At 69.2% G+C, this 20,480-nt stretch carries 4 protein-coding genes; all 4 read left to right on the top strand.

The window, feature by feature from the left end; translation table 11 throughout:
* Nucleotides 1–105: 105 nt before the first annotated feature.
* The 4 genes from ACQP06_RS06645 (at nucleotide 106) to ACQP06_RS06630 (ending at nucleotide 20,469) form a co-directional block, all read left to right on the top strand.
* The gene (locus ACQP06_RS06645; protein WP_433673254.1) at nucleotides 106–1,728 is read left to right on the top strand and encodes a GMC oxidoreductase; all 1,623 of its coding nucleotides are present in this window, start codon (nucleotides 106–108) and stop codon (nucleotides 1,726–1,728) included.
* Nucleotides 1,729–1,750: 22 nt separating this feature from the next.
* The gene (locus ACQP06_RS06640; RefSeq protein ID WP_433671226.1) at nucleotides 1,751–2,620 is read left to right on the top strand and encodes an SDR family NAD(P)-dependent oxidoreductase; all 870 of its coding nucleotides are present in this window, start codon (nucleotides 1,751–1,753) and stop codon (nucleotides 2,618–2,620) included.
* Nucleotides 2,621–2,824: 204 nt separating this feature from the next.
* Entirely contained in the window at nucleotides 2,825–19,798 is a 16,974-nt protein-coding gene (locus ACQP06_RS06635) for an amino acid adenylation domain-containing protein (RefSeq protein WP_433671224.1), read from the top strand.
* Entirely contained in the window at nucleotides 19,795–20,469 is a 675-nt protein-coding gene (locus ACQP06_RS06630) for a DUF6875 domain-containing protein (protein WP_433671222.1), read from the top strand. Before ACQP06_RS06635 ends, ACQP06_RS06630 begins: the two co-directional genes overlap by 4 nt.
* Nucleotides 20,470–20,480 lie beyond the last annotated feature (11 nt).

The following is a 20,480-nucleotide window of genomic DNA, read 5'->3' as shown; positions in this document are numbered from 1 at the left end:
TCAACATCTGTCACCTCACCCCCTGACCTGCTCTTTATGATAATGATTCGCTATGAGATTGCCACAGGCGCTGGTATGACGGTCGGATCAGGCGACCGGCGCGCCATGGACAGGCGCCGTTTCCTCGCGGGCGTCGGCTCGGCCGCGGCGTTGCTGGGCCTCGCGAGCACCGGTTCGGCCACGTCCGTCGCGCGCGCGGATATTGCTGGTCAGAGCCCGAATACGCCGATCTACCGCGCGCTGGTGCCGGAGATCTTCGCGCCGCTGCCCGATCCGCCCGATCACGTACCCGCGATCGTCGTCGGATCAGGGTTCGGGGCGGCGGTCACCGCACTGCGCCTGGCGCAGGCAGGGATCGATGTCGCGGTACTCGAGCGCGGATCACGCTGGCCTAACGATCCGTGGCGCGACATCTTCGCCGTCGACACGATTCCCGACGGCCGCGGCTTCTGGCATCGCACCAGCTTCACCGGGGCGCCCCGGATCCCGGTGGCCGTCGATTCGTTCGGCGGCGTCCTCGACGTGTGCAACTACCCGGGGATCGACGTATGGCGCGCCGCGTGTGTCGGCGGCGGCTCGGTCGTGTTCACCGGGGTGATGATCGCGCCGGAACAGCGATTCTTCGAACACGTGTTCCGCGGCGTGGTCGACTACCGCGAGATGCACGACATCTACTACCCCAGGGTTCGAGAGATGTTGCGGCCCAGCCCGATACCGGACGACATCTTCCGCTCCCCCGCGTTCGCGCACTCCCGCGCCTGGGACGAACAGGCCCGCGCGGCCGGATACTCGCCGCAGCCCCTCGACGGCACCTGGCGGTGGGACATCATCCGCGACGAGCTGGCGGGGCGATCGCTGCCGTCGGCGACGGTGGGCTGTTCCGACCTCGGCAACTCCAACGGCGCGAAGTTCGATCTGAACCAGAACTACCTGCGCTGGGCCGAGGACACCGGCCGCGCCCGGATCTACCCGGGCCAGCGCGTGGACGCCATCGCCGCGGAGCCGAGCCGCTACGCCGTCACGGTGACCACCCTCGCCCCGACCGGCGAAGCGCTCCGCACCCGGACGCTGACCTGCGACATGCTGTTCCTGGCCGCAGGCTCGGTCGGCACCTCCGAACTCCTGGTGCGAGCCCGGGCGACCGGCGCGCTGCCGAACCTGAACGAGCACGTCGGCGAAGGCTGGGGCAGCAACGGCGATGTCGCCCTGGCCCGGCCGCTCACCACGCTCGAAGTTGGCACCCAGGGCACGCCCTCCGCGAGCCGTATCCTGGACGAGAGGGGCGCGCCCGTGTCCTTGGAGAGCTGGTTCATCCCCGGCACCACGCCCTTCGACACCGGCCTGCTCGGATCGCTGGGCATGGTGCTCGACGACACCCGTGGCCGGTTCGTCTACGCGGACGACGGGCGCGTGGATCTGCTCTGGCCGGTCGACGGCGCCGCCGGGTATCTCGCCCGGGCACGCGAGGTCAACGACTCCATGACCTGTCACTGCGAGCCGATCGCTCGACCCGACCTGGAAGCGAACGCCTCGATCACCGCACACCCGTTGGGCGGCGCGGTAATCGGACGCGCGACGGACGAATACGGCCGGGTGCGCGGATACCGGAACCTCTATGTGATGGATGGCGCGGCGGTGCCCGGCAGCACCGGAACTGTCAATCCCTCACTGACGATCGCCGCGCTGGCGGAGCGCAATATCGAAAAGATCATCGGTGCCGGGGGATAGCCCCGAGCGATACAGTCGACTCGTGGAGGAGACTCCGGTCCCACACCGTCGGCGTTCGCGCGCCGAGCGGGTGGCGATCCGGCTGCTGTACCCGACATTCCGGCCCGCCGAGGAGTCGTTGCGGACGGCTGTCACCGGAAAGGTGGTGCTGGTGACCGGGGCTTCGCACGGCATCGGCAAGGCCAGTGCGCGCAAGCTGGCCGCGGCGGGGGCGGAGGTGCTGCTGGTAGCGCGTTCGCGGACCGAATTGGAACGGCTGGCCACCGAGATCACGGCCGCGGGCGGGGTCGCCCACGTGTACCCGACCGACCTGACCGACATGGACGCCGTGGGCCTGCTCGGCGCGACGCTGCTGGCCGAGCACGGGCACATCGATGTCGTAATCAGCAACGCGGGCAAGTCGATTCGCCGCCCGATCGCCGAGTCCTACGACCGCTTCCACGATTTCACCCGCACCATGGACATCAACTACCTCGGCCCGGTGCGGCTGCTGCTGAGCCTGCTGCCCGCCATGCGCGCACGCGGGCGGGGGCACATCGTGAATGTCTCCACCTGGGGCGTGCTCATGCCGCCGAGTCCGCGCTGGTCGGCCTACGGCGCCTCGAAAGCGGCCTTCGACGTCTGGCTGCGCAGCGTCGCCGCGGAGATCGCCGCCGACGGCGTCAGCACCACCTCGGTCTACATGCCACTGGTCCACACCAGGATGAGCGCCCCCACCGACTTCCGTCGGATCCCCGCCCTGACCGTCGACGAAGCCTCCGACCTCATCGCGCACGCCGTCACCGTCAAACCCGGTGAGGTGGCGCCCTGGTGGGCGGTGCGGGTCCAGGCCTGGTCCGCGGTCCACCGCGATCGGGTCCAGCGCTTCATGGAGCATCGGCTCCAACGCTGAATGAACAGACATTGATTCGGTGGTCCGATCGAAGACCAAATGTCGCCGAATCGTTGCCATCGACCAAATCGACGCCCTTCCAGCCAGAACCAACCGCGGAGCTGGTTCGTATACAGCTATGACCGCTGGGCATATACTGTCGGCGGTCGGGGTTTTGCAGTAAGTAATGCGCGAATAATGCGCGGTCGAAGCTCGAGGGAAACCATGACTGCACCGCGACCACAGCCGATACCGCTGTCCACCGGTCAGCAGGGATTGTGGCTGGCCCAGAAATTGAGTCCCGATGTGCCGATATCCGAGGCACAATTTATCGAGTTCGACGGCGACCTCGACATCGAAACGCTGCGCACGGCAGCGATTCGAGCGGGTCACGAGTTCCAATCGGGGTATCTGAGACTGGTCGAGACCGACGGTGCGCCGTATCTGGTGTACGACCCGACACTCGGCTACGAGACAACGCTGATCGATGTCCGGGACGCACCGGATCCGATCGCGGCGGGCTTGGAGTGGATGCGCCGGGAGTACACGGCGCCCTTGGACATGACCCGGGACATGTTGGTCGCGACGGCGATCGTGCAGGTGGGAGAGCAGCGCTATCTGCTGTACAGCCGGTGTCATCACGTCGCGCTCGACGGCTACGGCGCGATGATGAACGTGAACCGGATCGCGGCGCTGTACACCGCGGCGGTGCGGGGCGAACCGGCCGAACCCAATCAGCCCGCGGACATCCGCGCCTTGTACGAGGCCGATCGCAGCTACCGGGAGTCGAAGCGATTCGCCGACGACCAGGCCTATTGGACGACCCGGCTCGCGGGCGTCGGCGAGGAGTCCAGTCTGGCCGCCGGACAGGCACCCGCGTGCGCGGACAGCGCCGTCTCGATCACCGACCTACCGGCGACGACGATGGAGCGGATCGACCGTGCGGCGAATGCGGTGGGAACGAGCTCGGCCGCGCTGGTGATCGCCGCGTTCGGCTGTTACCTGGCCCGGAAGACCGGCCGCGACGAGGTCCTGGTCAACATTCCGGTATCGGGTCGAACGACCGCCGTGCTGCGGCGATCCGCAGGGGTTTTCGTCAATGTGGCGCCGCTGCCGATCGCCCTGGAGCCGGCCGACACCGTCGCGACGCTGGCGCTGCGGGTGCAGTCCGATCTGGTGGGCGTGTTGCGGCACCAGCGGTGCGGCCTCACCGACATTCGCGCCGCCCTGGGGATCCCTGGCGCCCAGCGGCGCTTCGCGGGCCCGGTCGTGAACGTCATGCTCTTCGACCACAAGCTGCAATTCGGTTCGGTGACCGGACAGTTCCATATCCTCAGCTCCGGCCCGGTCGACGATCTGCTGCTCGATGTGTATCGGACCGGGGATCCGCCGCGCACGATCCTCCAGTTCCTGGCCAATCCCAACCTCTACACCGACCACGAACTGTCGGCACACGGCACCGGATTCGCGGAGTTCCTCGACGAGTTCGCCGCCGCATCGGACGCCGAGCTCGGGCAGGTCCACCCCCGCAGCGCCGCCGAGGGCGCCGGGATCCGCCGCCGCCGTGAGAATCTGGCGTTCTGGCGTGAGACGCTCGCCGATCTGCCCGAAGAGCTTCCATTGCCATTCGACCGGCCACGCCCGGCGGTGATGTCGAATCAGCATGCGATCGCTGACTTCTCCCTGGGCACGGAATTGGTGCGGGGATTGGAGAATTGTGCACGGCAGCATGATTCTTCGTTCTTCACGGTGGTGCACGGTGCGTTGTCGGTGTTGCTGGCGCGAATGAGCGGCGGCACCGATATTTCGGTCGGCACACCGGTCGACGATGCGATCGGCGATACCGTGGTGTTGCGGACCGAAATCGATCCACGGGAATCGTTCGCCGAATTACTCGGCCGGGTGCGGCAGGTGGATGCGAGCGCTTTCGACCATGCCGATATTCCGTTCGGACAAGTGGCGGAGCAGCTGTCGCGACATCCCCTGTGCCAAGTGTTGCTGGCAGTTGGCCTGGTCAGCGAAATGTTCGACTTCGACCTGCAATTCAACCTGTCTACGCCCGACGGTGACGGCGACACGGCCGGCGCGGTCACCTTCGCTACAGACGTGTTCGATGCCACGACGATCGATTCCCTTGTCCGTCGGTGGATCCGGATTCTGGAGTCGGTGGTCGCCGATCCGACGATTCCGGTCGGGGCGATCGACGTGCTCGAATCCGCCGAACGCGCCGATCTGCTGACCCGCCGCGGCGCACCCGCGGCCGCGCCGATCACCCTGCCCGAACTGCTGGCCGCCGCGGTCGCGGTGGATCCGGAGGCGACGGCGATCGTCGCCGGGGGGCGGGAAGCGAGCTACCGGGAGATGGACGAACGCTCGAATCGGTGGGCGCGGAAGCTGATCGAGCGGGGCATCGGTCCAGAGGACATCGTCGCGATCGCCATGCCGCGTTCCGCCGAATCGGTGCTGGCAGTGTGGGCGGTGGCCAAGACGGGGGCCGCCTTCCTGCCGATCGATCCGGGCCATCCGGTCGAACGCGTCGCCCACATGCTGACCGACTCGAGGGCGGCGGTCGGCCTGACCATGGCAGTCGCCCGCGCCCGTTCACCCAATGACATCGACTGGCTGACAACGGAGTACCTCGACGATGGCGACGATCGGCCGATTACCGACGGTGATCGGGTGCGCCCGCTGCGGGCCGACGATGTCGCGTACGTCATCTACACCTCCGGATCGACCGGGCTGCCCAAGGGCGTCGCCGTCACCCATCGCGGACTGCACTCCTGCGCCGTCGAACACCGGGATGCCCTGAGCATCGAACCATCTTCCCGCACACTGCATCTGGCCTCACCGAGCTTCGACGTCTCGGTACTGGAACTGCTGTTGGCGCTGTGTGCGGGCGCGACGCTGGTCGTCGCACCCGGCGACAGCTTCGGTGGCGACGAGCTCGCCGAACTCCTGGATCGCCAACACGTCAGCCACGCGTGTATGACGCCTTCGACGCTCTCGACCATCGACCACACCCGTTGGGCGTTACCGGATCTGGGGCATCTGGTCGTCGGTGGCGAGGACTACGGCACCGAGTTGGTCGAACGGTGGAGCGGAACCCGTCTGCTGTTCAACGAATACGGGCCCACCGAGACCACGATCGCGGTCACGCTGGCCGCTTTGGCGGCGGGTGAGCTCGTCACGATCGGCCGGCCGATCCGCGGCGTCTCCGCCTGGATACTCGACCAGCGATTGCAGCCCGTGCCGGTCGGTGTGGCGGGTGAGTTGTATGTCGCCGGTGGTCTCCTGGCTCGGGGATATCACCACCGGGCAGGGTTGACGGCGGAGCGGTTCGTGGCATGTCCGTGGTTGCCGGGCGAGCGCATGTATCGGACCGGGGATGTGGTCCGCTGGTCGGCCGACGGTGCGGTCCAGCACCTGGGGCGATCGGATTTCCAGGTCAAGATCCGTGGTCTGCGTATCGAGCTCGGCGAGATCGACACCGTGCTCGCGGGTCACCCGAGCGTCGGTTATGCCACCACGATCGGCCATCACGCCGATTCGGGAGCTCAGCAGCTCGTCTCGTATGTCGTCGCCGCGCCCGGCCATACGATCGATACCGCTCTCGTGGCGGACCATCTCGCCGATCACCTGCCGCCCTATATGGTTCCGGCCGCGATCGTCGTGCTGGACCGGATCCCGTTGACGCCGACGGGCAAGCTCGATCGAAAAGCGTTGCCCGAACCGGTGTTCGCCGACAACAAGCCCTACCGGGCGCCGCGAACACCGATCGAACGTCTCATCGCCGAGACCTTCGCCGATGTGCTCCACATCGACACCATCGGCGTCGACGACTCCTTCTTCGCGCTCGGCGCGGACAGTCTGGTCGCGACCCGGGTCGCGGCGCGCCTGGGCGCCGCGCTGGACGCCGAGATTCCGGTGCGGCTGCTGTTCGAGGCGGCCACGACCGCCGAACTGGCCACCCGCATCGAGCAGGAGACCGCGCCGGGTCGGCGGCCCCGCCCACCGCTGATCGCCGGTCCGCGCCCCGACCTGGTGCCGTTGGCCCCGGCGCAACAACGCATGTGGTTCTTCAACCAGTACGACACCGCCTCCGGGGCCTACAACATGCCGATCGTCCTGCGGCTGCGTGGCGAACTGAACATCGACGCCCTGCGACAGGCCATGATCGACGTGCTGACCCGACACGAGTCGCTGCGCACCCGGTACCCGGACCATGACGGCGTCCTGATCCAGGTGGTCGAATCCGTCGATCACCTGGACTCGGATCCCGAGCTGACGACGGTGCCGTTCGGCGAATTGATCCCGGCGGTCACCGAATTCGTCACCGAGGGCTTCGATGTGAGCACCCGGGCGCCGGTGCGCGCCCGGCTGTTCCGGGTGGCCGACGCCGAGGAACCGGAATACCTGCTGGCCGTCGTGGTGCATCACATCGCCGCGGACGGCTTCTCGATGGCGCCGCTGGCGCGCGATGTGGCGACGGCCTTCGCCGCCCGGCTGCGCGGTGAAACACCGTCGTGGACACCGCTGTCCGTCCAGTACTCGGACTACGCACTTTGGCAACGAGACGTGCTCGGTTCGCCGGACGAACCGGAGTCGCTGAGCGCCCGGCAACTTCGCTACTGGACCGCGACCCTGGACGGAGTGATCGAGGAACTGCCGCTGCCGTTCGATCGGCCGCGGCCGGTGGTCATGTCGAATCGTGGCGCTACCGTCGGCTATTCGTTGAGCACCGACCTGGTCCAGGGGTTGGAGGATTGCGCTCGGCAGCACGATTCCACGTTGTTCATGGTGGTGCACGGTGCGTTGGCGGTGTTGCTGGCACGGATGAGCGGCGGCACCGATGTACCGGTCGGCACCCCGATCGCGGGGCGCGGCGTGGCGGCGCTCGACGATATGGTCGGCATGTTCGTCAATACCTTGGTATTGCGGACCGAGGTCGATCCGGGGCGGTCGTTCGCCGATCTGCTCGGCCGGGTCCGGCGGGTGGATCTGGATGCGTTCGACCACGCCGATATCCCGTTCGAGCAGGTGGTGGACCAGCTGGTCACCCAGCGGTCCCAGGCTCGGCATCCGTTGTTCCAGGTGCTGCTGGCATTCCAGAACCTGGAACCGGTGACGCTGGAACTCCCCGGTCTCGAACTGTCGGTGGTCGACCTGCCCGGCACCGCGTCCCGTTTCGACCTGCAATTCATCCTCTCGCCGGACCACGACAGCGGCGGCATGACGGTGGCGGTCACCTATGCCACCGACCTGTTCGATGCCGCGACGGTCGATTCCCTCATCCACCGGTGGATCCGGATTCTGGAGTCGGTGGTCGCCGATCCGACGATTCCGGTCGGGGCGATCGAGGTGCTCGAGCCCGCCGAGCGCGTCGATCTGCTGAGCCACAGCGGTGCGGTCGCGGCGGCGCCGATCACGCTGCCGGACCTGCTGACCACGGCGGCCGCACGGGATCCCGACGCCACGGCGATCGTGTTCGCGGGACAGCTGATGAGCTATCGCGAGCTGGATGAGCGTTCGAATCGATTGGCACGATCACTCATTCGCCGTGGTGTCGGCCCGGAGGACATCGTCGCGATCGGGATGCCGCGGTCCCTGGACTCGGTACTGACCGTCTTGGCGATCGCGAAATCGGGTGCGGCGTTCCTGCCGATCGATCCGGGTCATCCCAGGGACCGCATCATGCACATGATGACCGAGTCGGGGGCGGTCCTCGGGGTGACCGTGCCGTCCGTGCGCACCCGGCTGCCCGACGGAATCGATTGGCTGACACCCGACAACCTCGACCGCACCGACGCCGCCGATGGCCGACCCATCACCGACCACGAACGGACACGTCCACTGCGGGTCGACGATCTCGCCTACGTCATCTACACCTCCGGATCGACCGGACTGCCCAAAGGCGTCGAAGTCACGCATCGCGGACTGTACGACTGCGCCATCGTGCACCGGGAGGCCATGGGTGTCGAATCCGATTCGCGCACACTGCATATGGCCTCACCGAGCTTCGACGTTTCGGTCCTGGAACTGCTGCTGTCGCTGGGTTGCGGCGTCACCATGGTCATCGCGCCCGGCGACGTCTACGGCGGTGACGAACTCGCCGACCTGATCGCCCGCGAACGGGTCAGCCATGTCTTCGTGACGCCGTCCACGCTCTCGACCATCGACCACACCCGCTGGCCGCTACCGGATTTGACCCACCTGGCGGTCGGTGGCGAGGACTACGGCACCGACGTGGTGCGGCGCTGGGGTGTCGACCACGCCATGCTGAACAGCTACGGGCCCACCGAAACGACCATTGTCGCGACGCTGAGCACCCCGTTGACGGCTGACGAGGTGGTGACCATCGGTACTCCGATTCGTGGTGTGTCGGGGTGGATCCTGGACCAGCGGCTGCAGCCCGTTCCGGTCGGCGTGGCGGGCGAGTTGTATTTCGCGGGTGCCGGTCTGGCGCGCGGATACCACGGCAGGGCGGGCGCGACGGCGGAACGTTTCGTCGCATGTCCCTGGGCGCCGGGCGAGCGGATGTACCGGACCGGGGATATGGCTCGGTGGACGCCCGAGGGGACGGTCGAGCACGTGGGTCGGTCCGATTTCCAGGTGAAGATCCGGGGTCTGCGCATCGAACTGGGCGAGATCGACGCGGCGCTGGCGGCGCACGCGGCGGTGAGTTACGCGGTGACCGTCGGCAGCCAGGCCGAGTCGGGGGCGCAGTCGCTGGTGTCGTACGTCGTTGCCGCACCGGGATGTTCGATCGATCCGTCGGTGCTGGCCGAGTATCTGGGCGACCGGTTGCCGTCCTACATGGTTCCGGCGTCGATCATGGTGCTGGATCGGGTGCCGTTGACGCCGATGGGGAAGCTGGATCGGCAGGCGTTGCCGAAGCCGGTGTTCGCTCCGGACAAGCCTTTCCGAGCGCCCGCGACACCGACCGAGCAGATCATCGCCCGCTGCTTCGCGGACGTCCTGGGCTCGGACGGGGTCGGCGCGGACGATTCCTTCTTCGCCCTCGGCGGCGACAGCATCATGTCGATCCAGCTGGTGACCCGGGCCAGGACCGCGGGCGTGGTGTTCTCGCCACGCGATGTGTTCGAGCGCAAGACCGTCGCCGGACTCGCCCTGGTCGCCACCCGTGACAGTGACACCGTGACACAGCTCTCGGCCGAACTACCCGACGTGGGCCCGCTACCGCTGACACCGATCATGCGAGAGCTACTCGAACGGACGGGGTCCGCGTGCGCCCGCTTCGCCCAGGCGATGATATTGCCACTGCCGGAGGGGATCGACCGGCGGCGGCTGGCCGACGCCGTGCAGACGGTCCTCGATCGGCACGGCATGCTGCGTACGCGACTGAACCAGGGTAGCGACGGGCAGTGGTCCTGGAAGGTGTTGCCCACCGGAATGATTCGCGCAGACGACCTCATCGCGCGAGTACCGACGGAAGCGAGGCTGGGGCGAGGCGAACTCCGTGCGCTGGCGGCGACAGAGCTGGAGGCCGCCGCGGACCGGCTCGATCCGGGAGCCGGGATCGTCACGCAGGCGGTCTGGTTCGACCCGGCAAGCTCCGCCGAACCGGGCACCGTGCTGCTGGTGGTTCATCGTTCGGCGATCGATCCCGTCTCCTGGCAGGTGCTGGCGGCGGATCTCACCGCCGCGTGGACGCCGAGCGACTCCGGCGGACCACCCGATCCGGCCCCGACCGGAACGTCCATGCGCGGCTGGACACACGGGCTGGTCGAGGCGGCCCGGCGACCGGAACGCGCCACCGAGCTCGAACTCTGGCGAGCGATGACCGCCGGGGAAGATCCACCGCTCGGAACACGGCCCCTCGACCCGGCGATCGACGTGGCCGCGACCACCCGCTCCGTCCGGATCGACATGGACCCCGACGTGACCGAGACCCTGCTGACCACCGTGCCCGCGGCCTTCCACGGCAGTGTGAACGACGGGCTGCTGACCGCGCTGGCGGTCACGATCGCGAAATGGCGGCGCGAGCACGGGACGACAGCCGCCGCGGACGTCACGATCCGTCTCGAAGGCGACGGCCGCGCGAAAGACGTTGCGCCGGGCTCGGATCCGGCTCATACGGTCGGCTGGTTCGCCACGAGCTATCCGATGCGCCTGGACCTGTCGGGCATCGATCTCGACGAGGCCCACACGGGCGGGCCCGCATTGGCGGCCGCGGTCAAGTCCGTCAAGGAACAACTGCTCGCCATCCCCGACCAGGGGATCGGCTACGGCCTGCTGCGGTATCTCGACGAGGACGCCGGACCAACCCTCGCGACCGTGCCGCCGCAGATCGCGTTCACCTACCGCGGCCGCGTCGCCACCGGGACAGCCGAGGCGGAGTTCCCCGGTACCCGGCCCCCGGACATGCCGGCGACCGCGGCCCTCGACATCGAAGTCACGGTCCTCGACGACACGAAAGAGCCCCGGCTGCAGGCGATCTGGTCGCACCCCGCAGGGGCGCTCACCGCCGACACGGTGCGTGAGATCGCGGAGGACTGGCGTTCGGCACTGACCGCGCTGGCGACGCATGTCCGCCGCGCCGGGAGCGGTGGACGGACGCCGTCGGATCTGACGGCCGAGCTCGGGCAATCCGACATCGAGGGACTCGAGCACCGGTATCCGGCATTGAGCGACGTCTGGCCCCTGGCGCCGCTCCAACAGGGTCTGCTGTTCCACGCGCTGGTGTCCGAGCAGTCGGTGGACGCCTACATCACACAACTGGTGCTCGAGCTGCACGGCCGGGTCGACGCGGAGCGGCTGCGGCGGGCCACGCGACTGCTGCTCGACCGGCACGCGAACCTGCGCGCCGCGTTCGTCACCGACCCGGAACCGGTGCAGGTGGTCGACGACGCCGCCACCGAGGCGCCCTGGTCGGAACCGGACCTGTCCGGGCTGGACGCCGACGCCCGCGAGCGCGAGTGGACGCGGCTCCTGACCACCGACCGCACCACCCGGTTCGACCCGGCCCGTCCCCCGCTGCTGCGCTGGATGCTGGCCACCATCGGACCCGAGCGGTACCGGCTGGTGCTGACCAACCATCACCTGCTGCTCGACGGCTGGTCGACGCCGCTGCTCCTGAAGGAGCTGCTGGTCCTCTACGCCACCGAAGGCGACACCACCGTGCTGCCGGAGGTGCGTCCGTACCGGGACTTCCTGACCTGGGTCGCCCGGCAGGACCCGGCCGCCGCGCTCGACGCCTGGGCGCGCGCGTTCGAGGGCGCCGACGAGCCGACCCTGGTGGCCGCACCCGATCCCGGCCGCCGCTACACCGAATCACGGGAGCTGTCAGGCGAACTCGGCGAGGCGGAGACCGCCGCGTTGATCGGCCGCGCGCGGTCCCGCGGCATCACCCTCAACACCATGATCCAGGTGGCGTGGGCGATCGTGCTGGGCGCGTTGACATCTCGGAAGGACGTGACGTTCGGCGCCGTGGTCTCCGGGCGGCCGCCGCAGCTCGCGGGCGTCGAATCGATGATCGGGCTGCTGGTCAACACGGTGCCGGTGCGTGTTCGCCTCGACGCCGGTGAGACGGTCGGGCAATTGCTCGACCGTGTCCAGGCCGAGCAGGCGGCGCTGCTCGATCACCAATTCGTCGGGCTGGCCGAGATCGAGCGAGTGGTCGGGCCGGGGGCGGTCTTCGACACGATGACGGTGTTCGAGTCCTTCCCGATCGACCGCTACGGGCTGACCGCGGACACCGATATCGCCGGCATGCGGCTGGTCGACATGACCGGTTCCGACGCGGCCCACTATCCGATGGGCGTGGTCGGGCGCGTCGACGAGCGACTGCACCTGGTGATCAAGTACCTGCCCGAGTTCTTCGACCGGGACACGATCGCGGCGACCCTGCATCGGATCCTGGACGTCCTGGGCGATCTGGCCGCCGACCCGGACGTGCCGCTCGCCCGGCTGAATCTGCTCGCGCCACGGGAATACCGCGAGCTGGCACCGGTCTCGGGTGATCCCGCGGTACCGGAGCGGGTGTTGCCGGAACTGCTCGCGGCCACGCACGCCCGGGATCCGGGTGCGGTGGCGGTGGAGTGCGGGGACCGGCAGTGGACCTACGACGAACTCGATATGGAGTCGAATCGTTTGGCGCGCACACTGATCGGTCTCGGCGCCGGACCGGAGACGAATGTCGCGATCGGACTGCCGCGCTGCTACGAGTCGGTGCTCGCGGTATGGGCGGTGGCGAAGTCGGGGGCGGCATTCGTCCCGGTGGATCCGCGCACGCCCGGGGAACGGGTCGAGCACATGCTCGCCGACTCCGGTGTGGCGGTCGGAATCACGCTGTCCGAGTGGAAGGATCGGCTGCCCGGCTCGGTGCGGTGGCTGGTCCTCGACGACCCGGACTTCGCGGCGGAGGTGGCGCGGTCACCCGCGCTGCCGGTGACCGATGCCGAGCGTATCCGCCCGGTTCGACTCGACCATCCGATGTACGTGATCTACACGTCCGGCTCGACGGGAGTGCCCAAGGGCGTGGTGGTCTCGCACCGGGGGTTGGCGAACCTGGCGGCCGAGCAGTGCTCGCGGTTCGACATCGGGCCGGGCGCGCGGGTGCTGCACGCCGCGTCGCCCATTTTCGACGCGGCCATCCTGGAACTCCTCTGGGCCTTCGCGTCCGGCGGACGCCTCGTCATCGCGCCGCCGGCGGTCCTCGGCGGAATCGAACTGGCGCAGCTCATCTCGCAGCACGCGGTGACCCACGCCGCGCTGACTCCCACCGCTCTCGGCACGGTCGACCCGGCCGGGCTGCGGCACCTCGGGACGGTCGTGATCGGCGGCGAAGCGCCCCCGCCCGGCCTGGTGTCGCGGTGGGCGCCGGGCCGGAAGCTGTTCAACACCTACGGTCCGGCGGAGGCCACCATCCAGACCGACGCGGGCGCGCCGATGGTGCCGGGTGAGACCGCGACCATCGGCGGACCGATCCGCGGCGTCGGCGAGATCGTGCTCGACGCGTGGCTGCGTCCGGTGCCGGTCGGAGTCGTCGGCGAGTTGTACCTCACCGGACCGGGATTGGCGCGCGGATACCGCAACCGGACCAGTCTGACCGCGTCCCGGTTCGTCGCCGATCCGTTCGCGGGCCCCGGGCAGCGCATGTACCGGACCGGGGACCTGGTGCGGTGGCTGCGGCTGCCGGAGGGAGGTCTGACGCTGGACTACGTCGGGCGGACGGACTTCCAGGTCAAGATTCGCGGCTTCCGGATCGAACTCGGCGAGGTCGAATCGGGACTGCTGGCCTGTCCGGGAGTGGCCCGCGCGGCGGCGGCGGTGCACCACGGGTCCGCCGGTGATCGGTTGATCGGGTACGTCGTGCCCGAACCCGGCGCCGAACTGGACCCGGTCGGAATCCTCACGGTCGCCGGGCAGCGCCTGGCCTCGCACCTGGTGCCCGCCACCGTGATGGTGCTCGACGCGCTGCCGACGACGGAGACGGGCAAGATCGACCGCCGCGCGCTGCCCGAACCAGACTTCAGCACGGGCCGAGTCGAATTCCGGGCGCCGGTCACCAAGACGGAGAAGACGCTCGCGGGGCTGTTCGCGGAAGTCCTGGGGATCGACACGATCGGGCTCGACGATTCGTTCTTCGCGCTCGGCGGCGACAGCATCATGTCGATCCAATTGGTCACCCGGGCCAAGGCGGCCGGTCTGACGCTCTCCGTACGAGAGGTGTTCGAGCGCAAGACGGTTGCCGGACTGGCCCGGATCGCCGTCCGCGACAGCGTCGCCCTTCCGAAGGAACTGCCCGGCGGGGGTGTGGGGCCGATGCCGTTGACGCCCATCATGTGCTGGATGTTCGAGCGCGGCGGATTCGAGTCCTTCTGCCAGTGGGTGATGCTCACCCTGCCGACCGGCGTCGACCGGACCGTCATCGAGGCGACCGTGCAGGCCGTGCTCGACCATCACGACATGCTGCGGGCCCGGCTGGCGCCCGATCCCGCGCATCCGTCGGGCTGGGCGGTGGAGGTGCGGCCGACCGGGGTGTCCGCCGCCGACCTGATCCGGCACGTGTCGGTGGAGGCGGAGCCGGACAGCGCCGCGTTCGCCGTGATCGCCGATGTGGAGGCGCGAGCCGCCGCCGAGCGTCTCGACCCCGCCGAAGGCATTGTGCTGCAAGTGGTCTGGTTCGACCGCGCCGCCGGTCCCGGCCGGCTGCTGGTCGTCGTCCACCACCTGGTGGTGGACGGCGTGTCCTGGCGGATCCTCGTGCCCGACTTCGCGGTCGCCGGGGGCCAAGTGACCGCCGGGCAGCCGCCGCAGCTCCCGCCCGTCGGTACGTCCATGCGCCGCTGGGCGCACGCCCTCGACACCGCCGCCGCGAATCTCGACGAACTCGACCGGTGGCGTGCCACGCTCGCCGCCGCCGATCCACCGATCGGGACGCGCCCGCTCGACCCGGCGGTGGACAAGCAGGCCACCGTGGCCACCGTCCAGGTCACGCTGCCCGCCACGGTGACCCGGGCCGTGCTCACCGCCCTGCCCCACGCGTTCAACGGCAAGGTGGACGACGCCCTGATCGCCGCGCTCGCCCTGGCGCTGACCCGGTGGCGTCGAAGCCGCGGCGAAACCATCACCGAAACGCTGCTCACCCTCGAGAGCCACGGCCGCGACGACACCACGCTGCCCGGCGCCGACCTCACTCGCACGGTCGGGTGGTTCACCACCACGTACCCGGTGCGAATCGACCTGTCCGACATCGACATCGATGACGCGTTCGACGCGGGAGCAACCGCGGGGGCGGTCATGAAGTCGGTGAAGGAACAACTCCGGCGGGTCCCCGGCGACGGGACCGGCTACGGGCTGCTGCGCTACCTGAACGCCGAGAGCGCCCGCGTCTTGGGCGCACTGCCCGACCCCCAGGTGAGTTTCAACTATCTCGGCCGGTTCGACACGATTCCCGAGGCGGCGCTCGAGTTCGGGTGGATGCCCGCCGGCGCCGATGCCGCGGGCGGTGCGCAGCCCCCCGACGCGTCGGCCGCGGCCGTGCTGGGCATCAACGCGGCCGTCATGGACACTCCGGACGGACCCGCCCTGACCGCCGCCTGGGACTACCCGGCCGGGCTGATCACCGCCGACGACGTCACCGACCTCGCGGAACTGTGGAGCGACGCGGTGACCGCCCTCGCGACGCACGCGTCCCGGCCCGGCGCGGGCGGGCTGACGCCCTCCGACCTCGACCTCGTCGACCTCGACCAGCCCGCGATCGACCGAATCGAGGCCGAATACCCTGAGCTGGAAGATATTTGGTCGCTCACGCCGCTGCAGGCGGGTCTGTTGTTCCACGCCCAGCTCGCCGACGGCGCCCGCGACGACTACATCGTGCAACTCCGGATGGAACTCGGCGGACAGGTCGACGCGGACCGGCTGCGCCGCGCCTCGCAGACCCTCATCGGACGACACCCGAACCTGCGCACCTCGTTCGCGCGCGACGGCACGGGCGAACCGGTGCAGCTGGTCCACCGCCGAGTCGACGTACCGTTCACCAGGATCGACCTCACCGAGCGCGCCGACGCCGCGGCCGCGCTCGAGCAGCTCATGGAAGCCGACCGGCACTTCGACATGACCGCCGCGCCGCTGCTGCGACTCACCCTGGTCGACACCTCGCCGCAGCGGTACACGCTGCTGCTGAGCATGCATCACATCCTGATCGACGGCTGGTCCACCCCACTGCTGATCCGGGAACTGCTGATCCTCTACGCCGCCGACAGCGACCCCGCCGCGCTGCCCCCGGCCCGCCCCTACCGCGACTACCTGGCGTGGCTGGAAACCCGGGATCAGGAAGCGGCGGAAGCGGCTTGGACCCGGGCGCTCGAGGGCGTCACCGAGCCGACGCTGCTGGCCCGCGCGGACAGCGACCGGGGCACCGACGCCGCACGCGAAGTCCGGGTGCGGCTGAGCGAAGACCGCACCGCGGCCCTGGTCGCCGTGGCCCACCGGCAGGAGACCACCCTCAACACCATCGTTCGCGCGGCCTGGGCGATCGTGCTCGCCAGCGCGACCGCGCGCGAGGACGTCGTCTTCGGCGCCACCGTCTCCGGACGCCCCCCGCAGCTCCCCGGCATCGAATCGATGGTCGGCCTGTTCGTCAACACCGTGCCGGTCCGCGTCCGGCTCGACTACGGCGAAACCCTCGCCCAGCTGCTCCGGCGGATCCAGGCCGAACAATCCGGGCTGCTCGACCACGACCACCTCGGCCTCGCCCGGATCCAGCAGGCGGCCGGGGCCGGCGCGATGTTCGACACCGTGACCGTCTTCGAGTCCTACCCGGTCGACACGGCAGGTCTGTCCGAGGACACCGACATCGCCGGGATGCACGTCCTCGACGTGCACGGACGCGACGCCGCGCACTACCCGCTCGGCCTGATCGCCCATCTCGGCGCCCGACTGCAGCTGACCTTCGAATACCTGCCCGATTCGTTCAGCAGGCAGCAGATCGACGCCCTCGCCGACCGGGTGCGGCGGGTGCTCGACGCCATCACCGACGACATCGATCTCCCGCTCCTGCGCGTCCCGCTGCTGTCACCGGAGGAGCTGGCCGACTTGGCCCCCGTGCGCGGCGGGCCCAGCGCGCCGACCTCGACGCTGCCGCAGCTGCTGGCGGCCGCGGCGGACTCCCGCTCGGACGCGGTGATCTGCGACGGCGAGGTGTTGTCCTACCGCGAACTCGACGAGACCTCGAACCGGTGGGCGCGCATCCTGATCGACGCCGGAGCCGGACCGGAAACGCTGGTGGCCGTGGGCTTCCCGCGCTCCCCCGACGCCATGATCGCCATCTGGGCGGTCGCCAAGACCGGTGCGGCCTTCGTCCAGATCGACCCCGACCAGCCTCTGGACCGGATCGGCGACATCCTCGCCGACGCCGGCCCGATCGTCGGGCTGACGGCCGAGTCCTATCGGGACCAACTGCCGGACACCACCCCGTGGCTCAGCTTCGACAGTCCCGGATTCGCCACGAAGGCGGCCTTCGCGCGCGCCACCGCGATCGACGACGGCGAGCGCACCGCCACGCTCCGGCCCGAGCATCCCGCCTATCTGATCTACACCTCGGGTTCCACCGGAATCCCCAAGGGCGTCATGGTCACCCATGCCGGGCTCTCGAACCTGGCCACCGAAGCACGGGAGCGGTTCGGCCTCACCTCCTCGTCTCGCATGCTGGCCGCGGCCTCGCCGAGCTTCGACGTCTCGATCCTCGAATGGGTCTGCGCCGTCGCCGCCGGAGCCACCCTGGTGGTCGCGCCGGAGCGAGCGGTCGCGGGCGCCGAACTGGCCGAACGGATCACGGCCGCGCGGGCCACGCATGCGGCATTCACACCGACCGTGCTCGAATCCCTGCCCGCCGGCGAACTCGACTCCCTGCGCACCCTGATCCTCGGCGGCGAGAACTGCCCGGCGGATCTGGTGAACCGATGGGTCCCGGGCCGCACGCTGATCAACACGTACGGGGCCACCGAGACCACCATCTTCAGTTGCGGCGACACCGCCGTGACCACGATGACGGACAGGGCGCCGCTGATCGGCGGCCCGGGCCTGGGGTTCTCGGCCGTGGTCCTGGACCGCGGGCTGCGCCCGGTTCCGCCCGGAGTGGCGGGCGAACTGTATCTGTCCGGACCGGGCATCGCCCGCGGCTACCACGGGCAACCCGCCCTCACGGCAGCCCGATTCGTGCCCGACCCGTGGGGGCCGCCGGGGACGCGCATGTATCGGACCGGTGATCTGGTCATGTGGAACGGCGACGGGCGGCTGCGGTACCTGGGCCGCAGCGATCTCCAGATCAAGCTCAACGGTCATCGCATCGAACCGGGCGACATCGAAACCGCGTTGCGCGGTCACCCCGACGTCTCCCGGGCGGCGATCGCGGTCCACGCCCGGCCGGGCGGCGGCGACGTGCTCACCGGCTATGTGGTGCCCGCCCCGCATTCCACGCCGGATGCCGCGGTGCTGACCAGGCACCTCGCCACCCGACTGCCGACCCACATGATCCCGACCACCATCGTCACGCTCGACCGGTTACCGCTCACGGCCACAGGCAAACTCGACTACAACGCCCTGCCGGTCCCCGACCTGCGCCGGGCCCCGTACCGCCCGCCCTCCAGCCCGATCGAGGTCGCCGTCTGCACGGCCTTCGCCGAAACCCTCGACACCGAACGCGTCGGCGTCGACGACGGCTTCTTCGCGCTCGGCGGCAACTCGCTGGCCGCGACCCGACTGGTCGCGCTGCTCGCCGAGTCGACCGGTGTCACCGCGCCACTGCAGTGGCTGTTCACCGATCCGACACCGCGAGCGCTGGCCCGCCGCATCGAGAACCGCCGCGACGGCCGCGAGGGACCGGAGGCCGGCGAAGGGGATCTCGCCGAGGCGCTCGCGGTCGTGCTGCCCCTGCGCGCGGACGGCATCGAACCGCCACTGTTCTGCGTCCACCCGGCGATCGGATTGGCGTGGGGTTTCAGCGGATTGGTGCAGTACGTCGATCCCGACCGTCCCGTCCTGGGGCTGCAATCCCCGGCGCTGTCCGATCCCACCGTGCGGTTCGAGACCCTCGACGAGCTGGCGGACCGCTACGTGCGGGAGATCCGGGCCGTCCAACCGCACGGTCCCTATCATCTGCTCGGCTATTCGCTCGGCGGCACCATCGCGCACGCGATGGCCGTCCAGCTCCGCCGCGCCGGCGAGTCCGTGGCCACCCTGGCCATGATGGACACCCGCGTCGTCTCGGCCGACAGCGTGCGGGCTCCGACACCGTCGGTGGCGACGATGCTCACCGAGTTCGGCGGCATCGCGGTTCCGGACGGCTCCACCGAGCTGACCGTCGACGCCGCGACCGAGCTGCTGCACCAGCAGGGCGGACTCTTCACCGCGGTGACCGCCGAGCACGTCGTGCGCCTGCAACACGACTACACCCGGCTGATCGACCTCACCTGGGAGCATCGGCCGGGATCGTTCGACGGCGAGCTGATCTACTTCGGCGCCGACGACGACCCCGGCGACGGATCCTCGCCCGCACACGCCTGGGCCGACCACGTCACCGGGCGAATCATCGAGCATCGGATTCCCGTCCGGCACGAACGGATGACCGAACGAGAGGCGCTGCGCGCCATCGGCTTCGTGCTCACCGAGCACTTCCGGTCCACCCGCACTGTCCCCACAGAGTCACAAACACCAGCAAGGACAAGCCGATCATGAACACCGACCGATTCGTCGGAACACGTTCCGGCGTCGAACCAGTCAACCTGTTCGACCCCGATATCGCAGCGGGGAACGGTGTGTATCCACGTGCGGGCGAACTGCGCCGGTGGATGGTCGACTACCTGTGTCACTCCCACCCCGACCTCGGCCGTCCGGGCGCGGTCTGCCCCTACACCAGCCACGCCATCACCATCAATTCCCTGTGGGCGGCGTTCATCACCGGCCGTGAGATCGACCGCTCGCGGATCAGCGAGATCATCGCCGACCTGTACGACCTCTTCCCCTCCCTGCCGCCCCTGAAGGAACCCGATTCCAGACTCAAGGCCGTCCTCGCGGTGTTCCCCGACCTCACCGAGTACACCGACATCGAATCCGTTCAGCACGACCAGAAGACGAAGTTCGTCCAGCAGGGTCTGATGCTCGGGCAGTTCTATCCGGGCTGCACCGTTCCGGGGCTGCACAATCCGTCGTTCCCGGCCCTCGACGCGCCGCTGCCCATGCTCGCCATCCGCTACATGGCGCCCACCGATTTCCCGTTCCTCAACTCGCGCCACGACTGGATGGATTTCTACCTGCAGATCTTCGCCCCCGGCATCCCCAAGTTCATCGCCAGCGCCATGTCCGACAAGCTCGTCCAGACACCCGACGATCAGCAGAGCGCCAACTGATCGCTCCGAAC

This window comes from Nocardia sp. CA-136227 (assembly GCF_050955695.1).
Lineage (GTDB): Bacteria > Actinomycetota > Actinomycetes > Mycobacteriales > Mycobacteriaceae > Nocardia.
This window is presented reverse-complemented; position numbering and strand designations above follow the sequence as displayed.